This window comes from Gelidibacter sediminis (assembly GCF_004364975.1).
Taxonomy (GTDB): Bacteria; Bacteroidota; Bacteroidia; order Flavobacteriales; family Flavobacteriaceae; genus Gelidibacter; species Gelidibacter sediminis.
Genome location: NZ_SOBW01000007.1, coordinates 1,297,416 through 1,314,883 on the forward strand (window position 1 = coordinate 1,297,416; position 17,468 = coordinate 1,314,883).

A 17,468-nucleotide genomic window follows, 5' to 3' on the forward strand; every position below is an offset into this window, starting at 1 on the left:
CACAGCTATAAATTATCGCGAATGTTGTCTTTGTTTTCTGGTTGTCGGCAGAGCGGTTAGTTCTTCGAGCGCAGCTGTCTAGATTTTTTTATATTACAATTCTTGAAATCGATGGGGTGGAAATGTTTTATAGTTATAGTATCTTTGAAGTATGAGTAAGCCTACTTTAGAAATTCAGTTACAAACCTTGCCGCATGAACCGGGAGTGTATCAATATTTTGATGCCAATGATAAGATTTTGTATGTGGGTAAAGCAAAAGATTTAAAGAAGCGGGTGAGTTCCTACTTTACCAAAAATCACGATTATGGCAAGACCAAAGTACTGGTCAAAAAAATTGTCACCATCAAACATATTGTGGTAGAAACGGAGACTGACGCATTGCTTCTCGAAAATAATCTGATTAAAAAATACCAGCCTCGGTATAATGTGTTGCTCAAAGATGACAAATCCTATCCATGGATTTGCATCAAAAAGGAACGTTTCCCAAGAGTATTTTCTACGCGGCGTGTGTTTAAGGATGGTTCGGAGTATTTCGGACCCTATACCAGCATGAAAACGGTAAAAACTTTATTAGATTTAATTAAAGGTTTGTATTTGCTGCGCACTTGTAATTATGATTTGGCTCAAGATAAAATAAATGCTGGCAAATTTAAAGTTTGTTTAGAATATCATTTGGGCAATTGTAAAGGACCTTGTGAAGGTTACCAATCTGAACAGGATTACCATGACAATATTGCCGCTATCCGAGAAATTTTAAAAGGAAATTTTAAAGATTCCCTTTCTCAATTTAAAAAACAAATGCGCGCGCATGCGGATGCAATGGAGTTTGAGCAGGCGCAACGCATTAAAGAAAAAATTGATATTCTCGAAAATTACCAGGCCAAGTCTACCGTTGTCAATCCTAAAATTAGCAATGTTGATGTATTTTCCATTGTGTCAGATGAAGGCTATGGTTATGTTAACTTCTTGCAACTATCTTACGGAGCCATCATCAGATCCCATACCTTGGAAATTAAAAAGAAGTTAGACGAATCTGATGAAGAATTGTTACAATTGGCCATTACGGAAATTCGGCAACGCTTTAATAGCACCAGTAGAGAGGTATATGTGCCTTTTGAAGTTGATTTAGGTGAAGATATTAAGGTCAGTACCCCTAAGTTAGGCGATAAAAAACGGATCTTAGACTTGTCTGAACGCAACGCGAAATACTACCGAATGGAGCGTTTTAAACAAGTAAAAATCATTGATCCAGACCGTCATGCCAATAGGATCATGGCGCAAATGAAGGTCGATTTGCGTCTCAGTGAAGAGCCCCGACATATTGAATGTTTTGATAACTCGAACATTCAAGGTACAAACCCGGTGGCGGCTTGTGTGGTGTTTAAAAACGGTAAGCCCAGTAAAAAGGATTACCGACATTTTAATATTAAAACGGTAGTAGGTGCTGATGATTTTGCCTCTATGGAAGAAGTGGTCTATAGACGGTATAAGCGTTTGCTGGAAGAAGAGCAGCCTTTACCACAACTCGTTATTATTGATGGAGGAAAGGGGCAGTTGTCGTCTGCTTTAAAAAGCTTGGACATGCTAAACCTGAGAGGGAAAATAGCCATTATCGGAATTGCGAAACGTTTGGAAGAATTATTTTATCCGGATGATCCAATTCCGTTATATTTAGATAAAAAAAGCGAAACTTTAAAAGTCATTCAGCAGCTGCGTAACGAAGCGCACCGTTTTGGCATTGAACACCACCGCAACCGCCGAAGCAAAGGAGCCCTAACTACCGAGCTGGAATTGATTCCGGGTATAGGAGAGCAATCTATTGTAGATTTAATGACCCATTTTAAAACCGTAAAACGAATCAGTAGCGCTACCTTTGAAGCGTTAGAACCTGTAATTGGCGCCTCAAGAGCAAGAAAAATTATTGAGTATTATAAAAAGTAAATCACACACCTGTTGTAAACCATTTAGGCTTGCAAACTATAGACACACATCTTGAAAACTAAATTTTACATCACCTTACTTTTTTTAGGCACTTGCTTTATCATGGGAGCCCAAGACAGTATCCCTGAACAACAAAAGGAGCCTAAAATAGGATTGGTTTTGAGTGGTGGTGGGGCCAAAGGCTTTGCACACATTGGTGTTTTAAAAGTGATTGACAGTTTAAATATTAAGGTAGATTACATTGCGGGCACAAGTATGGGGGCCATTATAGGGTCTTTATATGCGTCGGGCTATTCTGGTAAGCAATTGGATTCCATTTTTAAATCGGTCAATTTTGATGATGTTATTAGCGACTATTTGCCGCGCTCCGCTAAAACATTTTATGAACGTGATAATTCAGAACGCTACGCGGTAACCTTGCCATTTACAAATTTTAAATTGAATCTGCCTTCAGCATTGTCTAGAGGACAGAATGTTTTTAATCTACTTTCCAAATTAACCTTGCATGTTACGGACATTCCGGATTTTGAAAAATTACCAATTCCTTTTTTTTGTGTCGCAACAGATGTGGAAACCGGTAAAGCCATCATATTAGATCAGGGAAATCTGTCTCAAACCGTAACGGCCAGTGGCGCATTTCCGTCATTATTTCAGCCTGTAATAATTAATGATCAGGTGCTTATAGACGGAGGTGTCATTAACAATTATCCTATTGAAGAGCTTAAAGCTAAAGGGATGGACATCATCATTGGCGTGGATGTACAAGATGGGTTGGCAAGCCGAGAAGACCTGAAGTCGGCACCTTCTATTTTGCTTCAAATCAATAACTATCGCACCATTAGCGATATGGTAAAAAAGTCTGAAGAAACAGATATCTACATCAAGCCTGATATAACAAATTATACCGTGGTATCCTTCAGTGAAGGTAAAAAGATCATTAAGAGTGGCGTGGATGCCGCCCAATTGAAATTGGAAGCTTTAAATAAACTCCCGAAATACAAAACAAAGAGGGAGGTTGAAGTAGATCTTGTTTCAATAGATAGCATTGCAATTAGAGAGGTTAAAATTCATGGTAATAATCGATATACGCGGGCTTATATTTTAGGTAAGTTGAAACTAATTGAAGATACAAAAGTAAGTTATGAAGATTTTAACGAAGGGGTAAATAATTTGGTGGCTACCAATAACTTTACCACGTTTTATTATGAATTTGAAAAAACAAATACTCCTAATGTTTACAATTTATCGGCTACTGTTGAAGAAAGCAAAACCACTAATTTTATAAAATTTGGACTCCATTATGACGACCTCTATAAAAGTGGAGCCTTGCTGAACTTAACAAAAAAAAGAGCCCTGTTGGATGACGATGTGGTGTCTTTAGACCTCATTTTGGGAGATCAGGTGCGTTATAATTTTGAATATTATATTGATAAGGGCTTTTATTGGAGTGTGGGTGTCCGTTCACGATTTAACCAATTTAATAGAAATGTCAATGCCAAACTATTTCTGAATGATTATGAGCAATCATTAGTAGGCTTAAATAAGATTGATATTGAATTGGAAGACCAAACCAATCAGCTATATGTTCAAACATTATTTAGAAAGGATTTTGCGCTAAGCCTTGGTGGTGAGCATAAACGCTTAAAAATAAAATCTGAAACTGTCGTTTCTAATGGACAGGATAAAGAACGGTTTTTTGAAAACACCGATTATTTATCTGTTTTTGGCACATTACGATTAGATCGTTATGACCACAAATACTATCCTAAAAATGGAGTGTATTTTAGTGGTGATTTTCATCTTTATTTTCATGCCTCTCATTTTAACACGGATTTTGATAAGTTCTCTATTGCCAAGGCAGATATAGGGTATGCATTTGGGATTTCTGATAAATTATCGGCTAATATCTTTACTCAGGGCGGATTTAAAATTGGCGATACAAATACCCAATCGCTCGATTTTGCGTTGGGGGGGTACGGAAATAACTTTATCAACAATTTCATTTCTTTTTATGGATATGACTACGTGGCACTTACCGGAGATAGTTTTGTAAAAGGGAAGTTGAGTCTGGATTATGAGATCTTCAAAAAAAACCATATTACTTTAGCTGCCAACTATGCCAATATAGGCTATGGTCTTTTTGAGTCTGGAATGTGGTTCTCATCTCCTAATTATTCTGGGTATGCTATAGGTTACGGAATAGAAACCTTTTTGGGGCCTATAGAAGCAAAATACACGTATTCTCCGGAGCTTGGCAATAGTATATGGTTGTTTAATTTGGGGTTCTGGTTTTAGAATTTGAGTAAGCACTTCGACTGCGCTCAGTGTGACAACAGGTGGTTTTTGGTTTTAACACACTTCGACTGCGCTCAGTGTGACAGTGTAAGGTTGGTAGTTTGAAGCACTTCGACTGCGCTCAGTGTGACAGGTTGTTGATTGGTCCTTAAATGCACTTCGACTGCGCTCAGTGTGACAAACTTTAAGTTTCTTTAAAGCTTATAAGCCACTTTGAACATTACAATTCTTGGAAGTATAAACGTTTTGCTATCACTAATCAAAAAACTGTTAAAGGCGTTCTGTTGTTTGAACCTTGTATCGAACAAATTAGTGGCATTAATTTCAAAGCCCCAAGGACTATCTTCCAATTGATAAAATAACGAAGCATTTGCCGTGTCAAAAGTGTTTTTGGTGTTGTTACTTTTATTATGGTAACTGTCAAAAGCATAATCAGCTTTAAATACAAAATTATTAAAGTCGTATTGAAGGTTGACAAAAAGATTGTCGTTTTCAAAATTGCTGATGATGTTGTATGATCGGTACGTAGTGTAATCTTTTTTATAACCAACTTCTATATTTGGATAAGATTTAAAAAAGGTCTCAGCACTTATGGTTGAAGAAACAGATTTTGAACTATTAAGACGTGTGTCGTCATTTAAAATTTGATAAAAGTCGTTGTACCTGAAGTTACTTCGCAGTTTGTAGCGAATCTTGTTAATTTTTTTTGAAATCTGTCCACTTAGGTTCCAGTTATGTTCCGGTTGATCAAACATGATGAGCGTATTGAATTGTTCAATCCCTTGCAATTGGGTCACACTTTTAAAATGGGTCACCTTTTTATTAAAGCTTGTATTCAGGTTGAGGTTCAAATTCTTAAAAAGGCTAAACTTAAAATAACTCAAATTAACGCTGTGGTACAATTGATTCTCTAACCTGGTGTTTCCTTTATACACACTATTAAAATTGTTCAAAATAAAATTATTGGCAAGTTGATCTATCCCTGGAAAACGGGCGTTTAAACTGTATTTAAAATTAATTTTCTCACTGTTATTGAATTCTATTTTGGTGGTGAATTGGGGGAGCAGTAATGCTTTGGTGTTACTGAAGCGCTCGTCAAACTGTTTGGTGTTCCAATTGTAAAAATGGGCGTAGAGCATTGGTTTAAAGGTGGCGATGCCAATTTGAAATTTGTACTCCAATCCTACAAATGTGTTTACAAATTGATAGCTAAAATCATTCCCAAAACCAGCCGACTTAAAATTGTTGTTGGTGCCATCACTTAACAATTGTTCATCTGTATTATAAAAATTGTTGAAAGCCGCATTGATGCCAACGCTCGTATAAAGGTGGTTGAAATTATTGAGCACCCAATAGTCTTTAGTAATGGCGTTTACAGTATGTGCGCGACTTCGTTTGGTTTGTAAAATAGTATAAAGATCATCATCTTCCAGCGGAATCAAGTCTTGTAGAATTTTTTGGTTGGTAAACCATTCCGTTAAGGGTTTGTCATTTTGAAAGTTGTAGGTAGCTTCCAACGTTAATGTATGGTCTTTTGAAAGTTTACGGCTATACGTAAGGTTCTGTTTTAGGTTGATAGCCTTGATATCTGTATGTGTTGCTATAGTGTTGTTTTGAATAGGATTGATGGTGCTTATCAATCCTTGGCTTTCATTATTGGTCACCTTTATAAAACTATTGTAGGCAAGATCTTCTTCAGCACTTGGGTTATATTTAAGGGTGATTTTACCAATGGTAAAAAAGTTATTGAATTTGTTTGCGGTGTTTCTGTCTTCAACATACGGTTCACTAGTATTTAAATACTCATTTACAGTAGCGCTTTCGGTATCTGTTTTACTGTTTGAACTGATGACGTAGCCACTAATATCCGTAACATTAGTAACGGACTGCCGTATATTTAAAGCAGCAAATTGATTGGTATTTGCGGTATAATCCTGATTGTTGAGGTAGTTTGCAAAGTCACTATTAAATAAATCAAAGTAACTACCAGCATCATTTAAGAGTTTGCCAAAACCACCTTCAAATTCTAAATAATCTCGAAAACTAAAACTCTTAATACCTTGGTTGTTGAGGTCGCCAATAAAATTGACATTGGTTTTAGGGCTGTAATAAAATAGGTTGGGGTGGATCAAATAACGGTCTTTTATACCCGCACCGGCTTCAACATCACCAAAGGTAAACTTTTTCTTGTCTTCCTTTAGCTTGATGTTCATGGCCATATCCTCACTATCCTGTAACCCTTTTAACATGGCCACCTCGTTATAGTTGTCCAAAATTTCAACTTTGTCCACCGCATCCGCAGGAATGTTATTAACCGCTAATTTGCTATCGCCCGTAAAAAAAGTTTTGTTTTCCACTAATACCTTGGTTACCTTTTTGCCTTGCACGGTAACATTGCCCGCTCTATCCACTTCTACTCCTGGTAATTTTTTAAGGGCATCCCGTAGTTTGCGTTCTTCACCAGTAACAAATTTACTAACATCGTAAGTTATGGTGTCTTTTTTGATCACAATTGGAGGGGTGTAGTTAATGGTAACTTCGTTTAATTGGTTTGGATTTTCTTTGAGTGTAAAGTTTTGGATGAGGTCTTCCTCTGTGGTGGTTAAAACTTGGGTATGTGGTGTAAAGCCCAGAAAACTAACCGTTACGTTATAGGTTTGGTTCTTGGAAAGCCCAAGTTTGTAACTGCCATTTTCTTCTGTAATCGCAAATTTGACAGCCTCGTTATCGTTTTCTGGGATGGCTAAAATGTTGGCGTAGGCTAAAGGGTTTTGTAGGGTATCTGTGACTTTGCCTGAAACAATAATTTTTTGGGCGCAAACTGGAAATATTACTATAAATATAAAAAAGAGTGGAAGTAGCAGTTTTAAATGTTTCAATAGTAAACTTATTTATGGTCTGTTTTCATTACCTATTTTTTTTCCAATGTTCAAAAATTCATGATAAGATACTTCATGTCCTCTTGAGGGTTTTTCAATTTTGATTTTTATATTGGTGTTTAATGCAATATTACTGGCGTAGAAAATTTGATTTCCTTCTTGTAGTTCCAATATCAATCCAGGTAAGCCATGATAGCCTTTAGGTCCAAAATTTGTGGCTATTTCAGGTGTGTACCACGCTATAACTTCTTTTTTAAAGACCCCTTTATCATTTGTAACAATTTTAACCGTTTTTGCTTTGTAACAAAGGTAACCACTTATTTTTGCTGATTCTTTAGTTAGTTCCCATTTAAATGTCTCATTTGGAAAGATAAAAAATTCTCCATATGCTTGCGCCTGACAAATATTTTTTTCTTTTAAAGTATCTGCATAATAAACATAAATGCCACCAAAATAAAGTTGAGCTATTTTTTTAGAAATATCTTCAGTATCAAGTTCTTCTTTTAATTTGTAAATTGATTTGTTTGAATTGAATAATAACTCAAATTGAATATCATTTTTATCAATTGATTTTTCGATTAGATTAAGGCTCTTGTTTTTATCACTAGGTTTTAAGTTGTCGTCAATTTTCATTGCGCTATACAAAATCTTATTAATGGGTTCTTTATCAATAGGCTCTGATGAAGAAGAAATTGACAGGAAAATAATTGAAAGTATGAGCAGTTTTATCATAACAAGTTTTTTTAAAAGAGACTGAAATAAATTCAGCCTCTTTCTATAGGTTAATTGGCATTTTCACAAGCTTCTAATGCTTGACCTGATATTTCATACGCAGTGGCATGATCTACACCAGCATCTTGTAGCATACCATGAATTTCTGTGGCCATAGCTTCACAATCTGAAACTTGCAGAGCATAAGTATTTAACGAACTAGACATAAATAACACAATAGCCATAAGGCCGAATATTTTATTTTTCATAATTTCTAAATTTTAAACCCACACATTTTTTAAATGCAGGTTGGTTATTAACTTGTTTTTTCTACAAAGTCTTAAAAATTACAAAGTCATGTTTTACAAAGTCAAAAATTACAAAGTCTTAAAAAAATAAACCAGCTGGTTTTTGGATCAATCCAATTTGTCTCAAATGGCTAAGAAGTGACTTTGTAATTACTCCAAAAACCATCATCAACCCTGTAAACATAAAAAAAAAAAAAAATGATAAATTCAAACTTTTCTTACATTTATTTAAAAGTCTAACCTACTCTAAGTATGGGTTATGTATTTTACGCCTTACAACATTTGTCATTGTTGAAAACTACGGGAAAACTGTAACGGCAATTATTTTTAAGAATTTTTCAATTGCCAATTAAAAATCGCTGTCGGTAAAAATTGGACCCACTGTGCTTTGCATCTTTTTTCTATATTTGTAGCATGACCACACTTTTCTGGACCGGTTTATTAGAGCATCTTCAATTCCTTATCAAAAGGAATCCAGAATAAGCGCGCATTATTGTATCTTTATAGAGTTTCATATCCTGCCGTAATCAACGGAGTCACAGGGTGATTGTTGATCATTAAACTCAAAAAAATGCCATTTTATCATAAACTCGGGAACATACCTCCCAAAAGACATACGCAATTCCGAAAACCGGATGGCAGCTTGTATTCTGAACAATTGTTTGGCACCATCGGTTTTGATGGCATGTACACCAATTCCTATCATGAGCAACGTCCAACCCAGGTTAAGGAAATCAGAAAGCAATACAGTGTAGCGCCCAAAATTGCCAAGGCCAATCACATTCAATCGTATCGCTTCCGCGGATTTGAAGTGAAGCCTGAAAACGATTATTTGGAAAGCCGTAAAACAGTGCTTACCAATTCAGACTGCAGCATCATTTTAGCAGCACCAAAACAGTCTACCACAGCTTATTTTTATAAAAATACCGATGCTGATGAATTGATTTTTATTCATAAAGGCAGTGGAAAACTACGCACACATCTGGGAAATCTCGATTTCAAATACGGCGATTATCTACTCGTGCCGAGAGGCATCATCTATAAAATGGATTTTGATACGGAAGATAACCGCTTGTTCATTGTCGAGTCTCGCCGCCCAATCTACACTCCAAAACGTTACCGTAACTGGTTTGGACAATTGTTGGAACATGCGCCGTATTGTGAACGCGACCTACGCCGTCCTCAAGAATTAGAAACCCACAATGAAACCGGCGACTTTCTCATAAAAGTCAAAAAGCAGAATGATATTTTTGAAATGATCTATGCGGCACATCCATTTGATGTGGTCGGGTATGATGGGTATAATTATCCGTATGCCTTTTCAATCCACGATTTTGAACCTATTACCGGTCGTATCCACCAGCCGCCACCTGTGCATCAAACTTTCGAAACCGATGCCTTTGTGGTCTGTAGTTTTGTACCGCGTTTGTATGATTACCATCCGTTGAGCATTCCAGCGCCTTACAACCACAGTAATATTGATAGTGATGAGGTGTTGTATTATGTGGACGGCGATTTCATGAGCCGTAATGATGTGGATGCTGGACATATTTCACTACATCCCGCTGGTATCCCGCACGGTCCGCATCCAGGAGCCGTAGAACGCAGTCTCGGGAAAACTAAAACTGATGAATTGGCCGTAATGGTCGATACGTTTAAACCGTTGCAGATTACGGAAGAAGCCTTGAAAATTGCGGATGAGGATTATTTTAGGTCGTGGGTTTGATAGTATTGAGTAGTTAGTATTGAGAATTAAGTACAAAGAACAAAGAACATAGAACATAGAACATAGAAAATAGAAAAGAGAGAAGAGAGAATAGAGAATAGAGAATAGAGAGAAGAGAGAAGAGAGAAGAGAGAGGATTTGCTTCAATTTAAATTTGATAGAAAACAGAATAAATGAAAGATTGAAAAGAAAGACTAGGATGTGAAAATTTTGACGATACAAAGTCTCTAATCTCTATTCTCTTCTCTCTTTTCAAAAAAAGAAAACAGAATAAATGAAAGATTGAAAAGAAAGACTAGGATGTGAAGATTTAGACAATACAAGTCTCTACTCCCTATTCTCTTCTCTCTTTTCTAAAAAAATAAAACATAAATAAAGAAAGACTAGAGTGCGAGAAATTAGAGAGTGTAAAAGTCTCTATTCTCTTCTCTCTTTTCGAAATAATTTAACACAAGAATTAGAATGCGAGAAATACGAGAATCAAAGTCTCTATTCTTTTTTTATATAAACAGAGATGCCAGGTAATGACAATAAAAATTCGACATAATTATAAAAATTTGAGGATATGGTCCCTGGGTTTAGATATTGTTAATGATGTTTTTGATGTTATTGGAGAGTTGCCAAGCGATGAAAAATTTGGATTAAAATCGCAGCTTAGTAGATGTTCAATATCAATACCGAGTAATATTGCAGAAGGCTCTTCAAGAACTGATAAATCATTTTCGCATTTCATTGATATCGCTCTAGGTTCTTCGTTCGAATTAGAAACGCAATTAATCATTGCCAGTAACAGGAATTATATAACGAAAGAAAAATTAAATCAGATACAAGAGAAAATAGCGGAATTTCAAAAAATGACGATGAGCTTTCAGAATAAGCTTTAGTAGGGGTGTTCTTCATTGTAAACGAAATTCTTCAATGGATATGAGAATAGAATAGAATAGAGAATAGAGAATAGAGAGAAGAGAGTGGATCTGCTTCAAATTGAATTTTATAGAAAACAGAATAAATGAAAAATTGAAAAGAAAGACTAGGATGTGAAAATTTTGACGATACAAAGTCTCTACTCTCTATTTTCTTCTCTCTTTTCTAAAAAATAAAACAGAATAAATGAAAAATTGAAAAGAAAGACTAGGATGTGAAAATTTTGACGATACAAAGTCTCTACTCTCTATTCTCTTCTCTCTTTTCAAAAAAAGAAAACAGAATAAATGAAAAATTTGAAAAGAAAGACTAGGATTTGAAAATTTTGACGATACAAAGTCTCTAATCTCTATTCTCTTCTCTCTTTTTTAAAAATAAAACATAGCAAAAGAAAAATTTGAAAAGAAAGACTAGGATGTGAAGATTTAGACAATACAAGTCTCTACTCTCTATTCTCTTCTCTCTATTCAAAAAAAAAAGATAAAAGAAAATAGAGTGATTAAACATCATCTAAATCATAACATAAAATCATAAATAATGAGTAAAGACATAAAATCCGTTGAATACGGGCTAGAGAAAATTTTTGAAGGGGCATCAGACTTTTTACCACTATTAGGTACAGATTACGTAGAGTTTTACGTGGGTAATGCTAAGCAAGCGGCTCACTTTTACAAAACTGCTTTCGGATTTCAGAGTTATGCCTATAAAGGTTTGGAAACGGGATCGAGAGATGAGGTGAGTTATGTGCTCAAACAGGATAAAATCCGATTGGTACTGACCACGCCTCTAAATAGCAAGTCACCAATAAACGACCATATCGTGAAACATGGTGATGGGGTTAAAGTGGTGGCATTATGGGTTGAAGATGCGCGTAGTGCGTATGAAGAAACCACCAAGCGTGGTGCAAAATCGTATATGGAACCAACCGTGGAGACGGATGAACATGGTGAAGTGGTAAGAGCCGGGATTTACACTTATGGCGAAACCGTCCACATGTTTGTAGAACGCAAAAATTATAATGGCACCTTTATGCCAGGATTTAAAGCATGGAAATCTGATTACAATCCGGAGCCTGTAGGCTTGAAATTTATTGACCATATGGTCGGTAACGTTGGTTGGGGAGAAATGAATACTTGGGTCAAATGGTATGAAGATGTGATGGGCTTTGTGAACTTCCTCTCTTTTGATGATAAGCAAATCCATACCGAATATTCGGCGTTGATGAGTAAGGTAATGAGCAACGGCAATGGCCGCATCAAATTCCCAATCAATGAACCAGCTGAAGGCAAAAAACGCTCCCAAATAGAAGAATATTTGGACTTTTACGAAGGCCCAGGGGTACAGCACATAGCAGTGGCAACAGATGATATCATTACCACAGTGGCCAAATTAAAATCGAGAGGGGTTGAATTTTTGTCCACACCTCCGGAAGAATATTATAGAGCCGTTCCTGGACGTCTGGAAGAGCACAGCCATGAATTGCGGGAAGATATTGAAACCCTAAAAAGCTTGGGCATCATGATTGATGCTGATGAGGAAGGCTACTTATTGCAAATCTTTACCAAACCTGTTGAAGATCGGCCAACTTTATTCTTTGAAATCATTCAGCGTATGGGTGCCAAAGGCTTTGGTGCAGGTAATTTTAAAGCACTTTTTGAGTCTATAGAAAGAGAGCAGGAATTGCGTGGTACACTGTAACTAAAACGCTAACAAATATTTAACGTATTGATAGGTTTAAAAACTCCGCATTAATTTGACGGAGTTTTTTTGTTTTAATACTTTTGGAACGCTAATTGTAATTATTGAGGAGACATGCGAAAACATCGCAGAAGAAGTTATATTTACAATTATTAAGAATTATGAAAAAATTTCAATTGATCATTGCGTTATTCTTTGTAGTCCTCAGCGCCTCAGCTCAAGTAAAACAAGAAAAATATGCCTTTCAAGAAGGGGAGTGGTTCAAATTTAAAATGAGCTATAGCGGCTTTTTGAAAGCAGGTAATGCTACTTTGGAAGTCAAAGAAGCCCGATTGAATGGAAAGGACGTCTATCACGTGGTTGGCAAAGGCTGGACTTCGGGAGCCATCAAATGGTTTTTTAAAGTAAAAGACCGCTATGAGTCTTATTTTGATAAACACACAGGTTTACCTTATAAGTTTATCCGGGATATTGATGAGGGTGGACATACCAAAGACCTTGAAGTTGAGTTTGACCATAAGGCTTCATTGGCACATGTTCATAATAAAAAGGAGAAAACCAGAGAATCATATACCATAGAACATAATGTTCAGGATATGGTTTCGGCATTCTACTATCTCAGAAACAATTATAACACAAATTCTATTAAAGAAGGTGAAGTAGTGAGTCTCAACATGTTTTTTGATGAGGAAAATTATAACTTCCGACTCAAATTTTTAGGTCGTGAAGAACTGAACACAACATTTGGTACCATAAAAACACTCAAATTTAGGCCATATGTCATGGCGGGCCGTGTATTTAAAGAAAAAGAGAGCTTGACACTATGGGTCAGTGCTGACGACAATAAAATTCCATTGCGCATTCAAGCTGATTTGGCTGTTGGTTCTTTAAGAGCCGATTTAGAAGCGTTTAAAGGTTTAAAACATTCATTTAAAGTACAATTCTAACCACTAATGTCCAATCCACAAGATTTTGATCCTATTTTAAAGGAACTACAGCAAAAATACGCTGCCATAAACCAAGATACCCATACGTATTTAGAAGGCTTACTCCACAGTAAGCCTATTACGTATTGGGACTATATCCAAACTGATGCGCTGTTGAATTTACAGGTGCAAAGAACAACACTTCCTGATGAGATGGTTTTTATTGGGTATCATCAAATAAATGAATTACTGTTCAAGATGATTCTTTGGGAAATTTCCCAAGTCTCAGAAAACGATGCCATAACAACTGAATTTTTTGAATCTAAATTAATGCGTATCAGTAGGTATTTTGATATGCTTACCACCTCCTTCAACATCATGAGAGAAGGGATGGATGTGGAGCAATATATGAAGTTCAGAAGCACTTTAACACCGGCTAGTGGTTTCCAAAGTGCTCAATACAGATTGATAGAATTTGCGTCTACAGAATTGATTAATTTGATAGACTATCGCTTCCGTAAAGACATTGATCGCAATACTTCCTACACTCATGCGTTTGAACATTTGTATTGGCAAGCAGCAGGAAAGGATTATCATACAGGAAACAAATCCATTTTACTGATCAATTTTGAAAAGCGTTATAAAGATGAGTTTTTAAGATTTATGGAAGCCCATAACACAAAAAATTTATGGACCAAGTTCAAAGAACTTCCTGAAGCTGATCAAAAGGATGAAGAATTGGTAAAGGCGATGCGTCATTATGATTATACCGTTAATGTAACATGGGTCATGGCCCATTATAATGCTGCTAAGCACTATATAGAAAGTGGTTCTGGAGACGGAGAGGCCACAGGAGGAAGCGATTGGAAAAAATATATGCATCCTAAATACCAAAGACGGATATTTTTTCCTCAACTTTGGAGCGAAAATGAATTAGAAAACTGGGGAACGGACCTTTAAAAAATCGGAGTAATTAATGTATCAAAAAAGTATAGTAGTAGCACTGTTGTTGGGCGTGATATTGTGGTCGTGTAAAGACGAGGAAACAGAGATTAATAAAGCACCTTTTCAAGCTTATATAGAGCCAGTAGAACTTAGGGAGTTTGGGTTTAACCTTAATGATTATGTGGTAAAAAAGGACACCATCCGGTCTGGAGATAGCTTTGGTGCCATACTACAACGTCATAATGTAGACTATTCAAAAATTTATGAGATTGCAGAAAGTGCCAAGAAATCTTATGACATCAGAAAATTGAGAGCAGGAAACCCTTATACCTTACTCTTAGCAAAGGATAGTTTGCAAACACCACAATGTTTTATTTACCAAGAAAATAATGTAGATTATGTGGTGATACATTTTGCAGATTCCATTGTGACCTATAAAGAGAAAAAGCCTGTAACCGTGGTGACTAAAGAAGCTTCGGGAGAAATTAACGGGAGTTTGTCAGTTACTATGGATGCCCAAGGTTTGCCACAAAGTTTGATTGGGGAAATGGCCGATATTTACGCCTGGACCATTAACTTCTGGAAACTTCAAAAAGGCGATAAATTTAAAATCATCTATAAGCAACGGTATATTGAAGATTCCATCTATGCGGGATTGGATGGGATTGATGCGGCGTATTTTCAACATAAGGGGGAAGATTTTTATGCCTTTAAGTTTGTAACTGATACCCTTACTAAAAAGGGAGATTTTTTTGATGAAAAGGCTAAAAGCTTAAAGCGTGCCTTTTTAAAAGCACCTGTAAATTTTGGCCGGATTTCGTCTCGTTACAACCTAAACAGACGTATTGCATATTATGGTTATGCTTTAAGACCTCATAAAGGTACCGACTTTGCGGCACCAATTGGGACCCCTATTTTGGCAACCGCCAACGGTACGGTTGTAGAATCTACACAACGGGGTGGTAACGGTAAATATGTAAAAATAAAGCACAGTGACACGTACAGTACACAGTATTTGCACATGCGTAACCAGGCGGTTAAGAAAGGTCAGTTTGTAAAACAAGGAGACGTTATTGGCTATGTAGGGATGACCGGGAATACCGGTGGCCCACATGTGTGTTACCGTTTTTGGAAAAACGGAAAGCAAGTGGATCCATTTAAGGAAAAACTACCAACTTCAGAGTCTATACCAAACCATCTCGTGGTTAAATATCAAGATTTTATAAAGCCGCTTAGAACCCAATTGGACAACATCCCTTATAAATATCAAAACGAAACGACGATAGAACAAGGATATTCCATCACAAAAAATTAATTTATGGCCTTACCTAAAATCAACCCTACCCAAACCAAAGCTTGGGTAAAACTTCAGGAGCATTACAAAAGTATCAAGGATGTGCATATGACCCAATGGTTTTCTGAAAATGAGCATCGTGCGTCAGAAATGACCATTAAATGGGAAGATTTTTATGTGGACTATTCTAAAAACAGAATGGATACCAAAACTCTGGCGTTGTTATTGGAGTTGGCTGAAGAAACGCAACTCAAGTTGGCTATAGACAAGCAATTTCAGGGTGATGTCATCAACGAAACTGAAGGCAGGGAAGTGTTGCACACGGCTTTAAGAAACCCTAAGTCGGCAAAAGTAATGGTAGAAGGGCAGGATATTATGCCTGAAATCCATGAAGTAAAAGCAAAAATCAAAGACTTCACGGCAAGTGTGGTTAATGGCACAAAAAAAGGCTACACCAATAAAGCCTTTACAGATGTTGTAAATATTGGCATTGGCGGATCAGATTTAGGCCCGGCAATGGTAGTAGATGCGCTGCAATACTATAAAAATCAACTGACCACCCATTTTGTGAGTAATGTAGATGGCGACCATGTTAATGAAGTGCTCAAAAAACTCAATCCTGAGACCACACTTTTCGTTATCGTTTCAAAAACGTTTACCACCCAGGAGACACTTTCTAATGCCAATACTATAAAAGAGTGGTTCTTAAAATCGGGCAAAGAATCTGATATTGCCAAGCATTTTGTGGCCGTGTCTACCAATATTGAAAATGTCAAAAGTTTTGGAATTGACGAAAACAACATTTTCCCAATGTGGAATTGGGTAGGCGGACGATTTTCCTTATGGAGTGCCGTGGGCTTATCTATAAGCCTAGCTGTGGGTTATTCCAATTTTGACGCTCTGTTGGCGGGCGCGCATGATATGGACGAACATTTTAAATCTGAAGACTTTGAATCCAATATCCCTGTCATACTCGCTTTAATAGGTGTTTGGTACACTAACTTTTTCGAATCTGAAAGTGAGGCCGTCATTGGGTATTCGCAATATTTAAACCAGTTTGCGACTTATCTGCAACAGGCCAATATGGAAAGTAATGGCAAAAGTGTGGATAGAAACGGGGAGATGGTAACCTACCAAACGGGGAATATTGTTTGGGGAGAACCCGGAACCAATTCGCAACACGCCTTTTTCCAATTGATCCATCAAGGCACAAAATTAATTCCTGCTGATTTTATAGGTTTTGCCAAATCGTTACATGGTAATGCTGATCATCAAGATAAGCTGATGTCCAATTTTATTGCGCAAACTGAAGCGCTCCTAAATGGTAAATCGGCAGAAGTTGTCAACAACGAATTTGAAAATCAAGGCGTTGACAATGCCGTAAAAGAGCAGCTTACACCTTTTAAAATCTTTGAAGGAAACAAGCCTACAAACACCATTTTAATCAATCAATTGACCCCCAAAAGTTTAGGTAAATTGATTGCGCTGTACGAGCACAAAATCTTCGTACAAGGCGTCATTTGGAACATTTACAGCTATGATCAGTTTGGAGTGGAACTTGGAAAGCAATTGGCCACTAAAATATTGAACGAATTGAATAGTAATGACAAAATTATCAATCATGACAATTCTACCTTGGATTTATTGTCATATTACAAGAATTTTAAGTAAATATTGTTAAAAACTTTTGTGTAGCTTCCATCTGAGAGCGAAGTTTTTAATGTTAAAATCTGTTAAATTCGTGCTGTTAAAAATTTCTTAACGTTTAAGTATTATAAAATCATAATAATGCTGTAATTTTGCGCGAAATTTAAAATCTA

The 17,468-nt window shown here is 36.5% G+C and carries 12 protein-coding genes; 9 read left to right on the plus strand and 3 right to left on the minus strand.

Translation table 11 applies throughout. The annotated features are described in order from the left end of the window. Positions 1 to 151 precede the first annotated feature (151 nt). Together uvrC and BXY82_RS05590 are read left to right on the plus strand one after the other, a co-directional pair. Positions 152 to 1,942, plus strand: coding sequence for an excinuclease ABC subunit UvrC (gene uvrC / locus BXY82_RS05585; RefSeq protein ID WP_133757173.1), 1,791 nt, complete (start codon positions 152 to 154; stop codon positions 1,940 to 1,942). 102 nt (positions 1,943 to 2,044) lie between these two features. Further along, a complete protein-coding gene (locus tag BXY82_RS05590; protein ID WP_133757428.1) occupies positions 2,045 to 4,237 on the plus strand; it encodes a patatin-like phospholipase family protein in 2,193 nt (730 codons plus the stop codon). 194 nt (positions 4,238 to 4,431) lie between these two features. On the opposite strand, the gene BXY82_RS05595 is transcribed toward BXY82_RS05590, so the two are convergent. From BXY82_RS05595 to BXY82_RS05605, 3 genes are read right to left on the minus strand one after another with little or no spacing between them, the layout of a single operon-like run. Next, positions 4,432 to 7,116, minus strand: coding sequence for a carboxypeptidase-like regulatory domain-containing protein (locus tag BXY82_RS05595; RefSeq protein WP_243835701.1), 2,685 nt, complete (start codon positions 7,114 to 7,116; stop codon positions 4,432 to 4,434). A gap of 12 nt (positions 7,117 to 7,128) precedes the next feature. Further along, a complete protein-coding gene (locus tag BXY82_RS05600) occupies positions 7,129 to 7,848 on the minus strand; it encodes a GLPGLI family protein (RefSeq protein WP_133757174.1) in 720 nt (239 codons plus the stop codon). A gap of 50 nt (positions 7,849 to 7,898) precedes the next feature. Beyond that, a complete protein-coding gene (locus BXY82_RS05605; protein ID WP_166643251.1) occupies positions 7,899 to 8,072 on the minus strand; it encodes a hypothetical protein in 174 nt (57 codons plus the stop codon). A 634-nt stretch (positions 8,073 to 8,706) separates the two neighbouring features. Here BXY82_RS05605 and BXY82_RS05610 point away from each other — a divergent pair. The 7 genes from BXY82_RS05610 to pgi all read left to right on the plus strand — a co-directional run bounded on the left by BXY82_RS05610 (position 8,707) and on the right by pgi (position 17,319). After that, positions 8,707 to 9,861 (plus strand): homogentisate 1,2-dioxygenase, encoded by a 1,155-nt coding sequence (locus BXY82_RS05610; protein ID WP_133757176.1) that lies wholly within the window; start codon positions 8,707 to 8,709, stop codon positions 9,859 to 9,861. Positions 9,862 to 10,385: 524 nt separating this feature from the next. Then, complete coding sequence (locus BXY82_RS05620; protein WP_208293681.1) at positions 10,386 to 10,745, plus strand: four helix bundle protein; 360 nt, start codon at positions 10,386 to 10,388, stop codon at positions 10,743 to 10,745. Between the two features lie 577 nt (positions 10,746 to 11,322). Continuing rightward, a complete protein-coding gene (hppD, locus tag BXY82_RS05625; RefSeq protein WP_133757177.1) occupies positions 11,323 to 12,483 on the plus strand; it encodes a 4-hydroxyphenylpyruvate dioxygenase in 1,161 nt (386 codons plus the stop codon). A gap of 161 nt (positions 12,484 to 12,644) precedes the next feature. Continuing rightward, positions 12,645 to 13,430, plus strand: coding sequence for a DUF3108 domain-containing protein (locus tag BXY82_RS05630; RefSeq protein ID WP_133757178.1), 786 nt, complete (start codon positions 12,645 to 12,647; stop codon positions 13,428 to 13,430). Positions 13,431 to 13,436: 6 nt separating this feature from the next. Next, positions 13,437 to 14,369 carry a tryptophan 2,3-dioxygenase family protein gene (locus BXY82_RS05635; protein ID WP_133757179.1) on the plus strand — a complete coding sequence of 311 codons (933 nt, stop codon included), beginning with the start codon at positions 13,437 to 13,439 and terminating at the stop codon, positions 14,367 to 14,369. A 16-nt stretch (positions 14,370 to 14,385) separates the two neighbouring features. After that, complete coding sequence (locus BXY82_RS05640) at positions 14,386 to 15,669, plus strand: peptidoglycan DD-metalloendopeptidase family protein (RefSeq protein ID WP_133757180.1); 1,284 nt, start codon at positions 14,386 to 14,388, stop codon at positions 15,667 to 15,669. A gap of 3 nt (positions 15,670 to 15,672) precedes the next feature. Beyond that, on the plus strand, positions 15,673 to 17,319 hold the full coding sequence (gene pgi / locus BXY82_RS05645) for a glucose-6-phosphate isomerase (protein ID WP_133757181.1): 1,647 nt from the start codon (positions 15,673 to 15,675) through the stop codon (positions 17,317 to 17,319). The last annotated feature ends 149 nt before the right edge of the window (positions 17,320 to 17,468 follow it).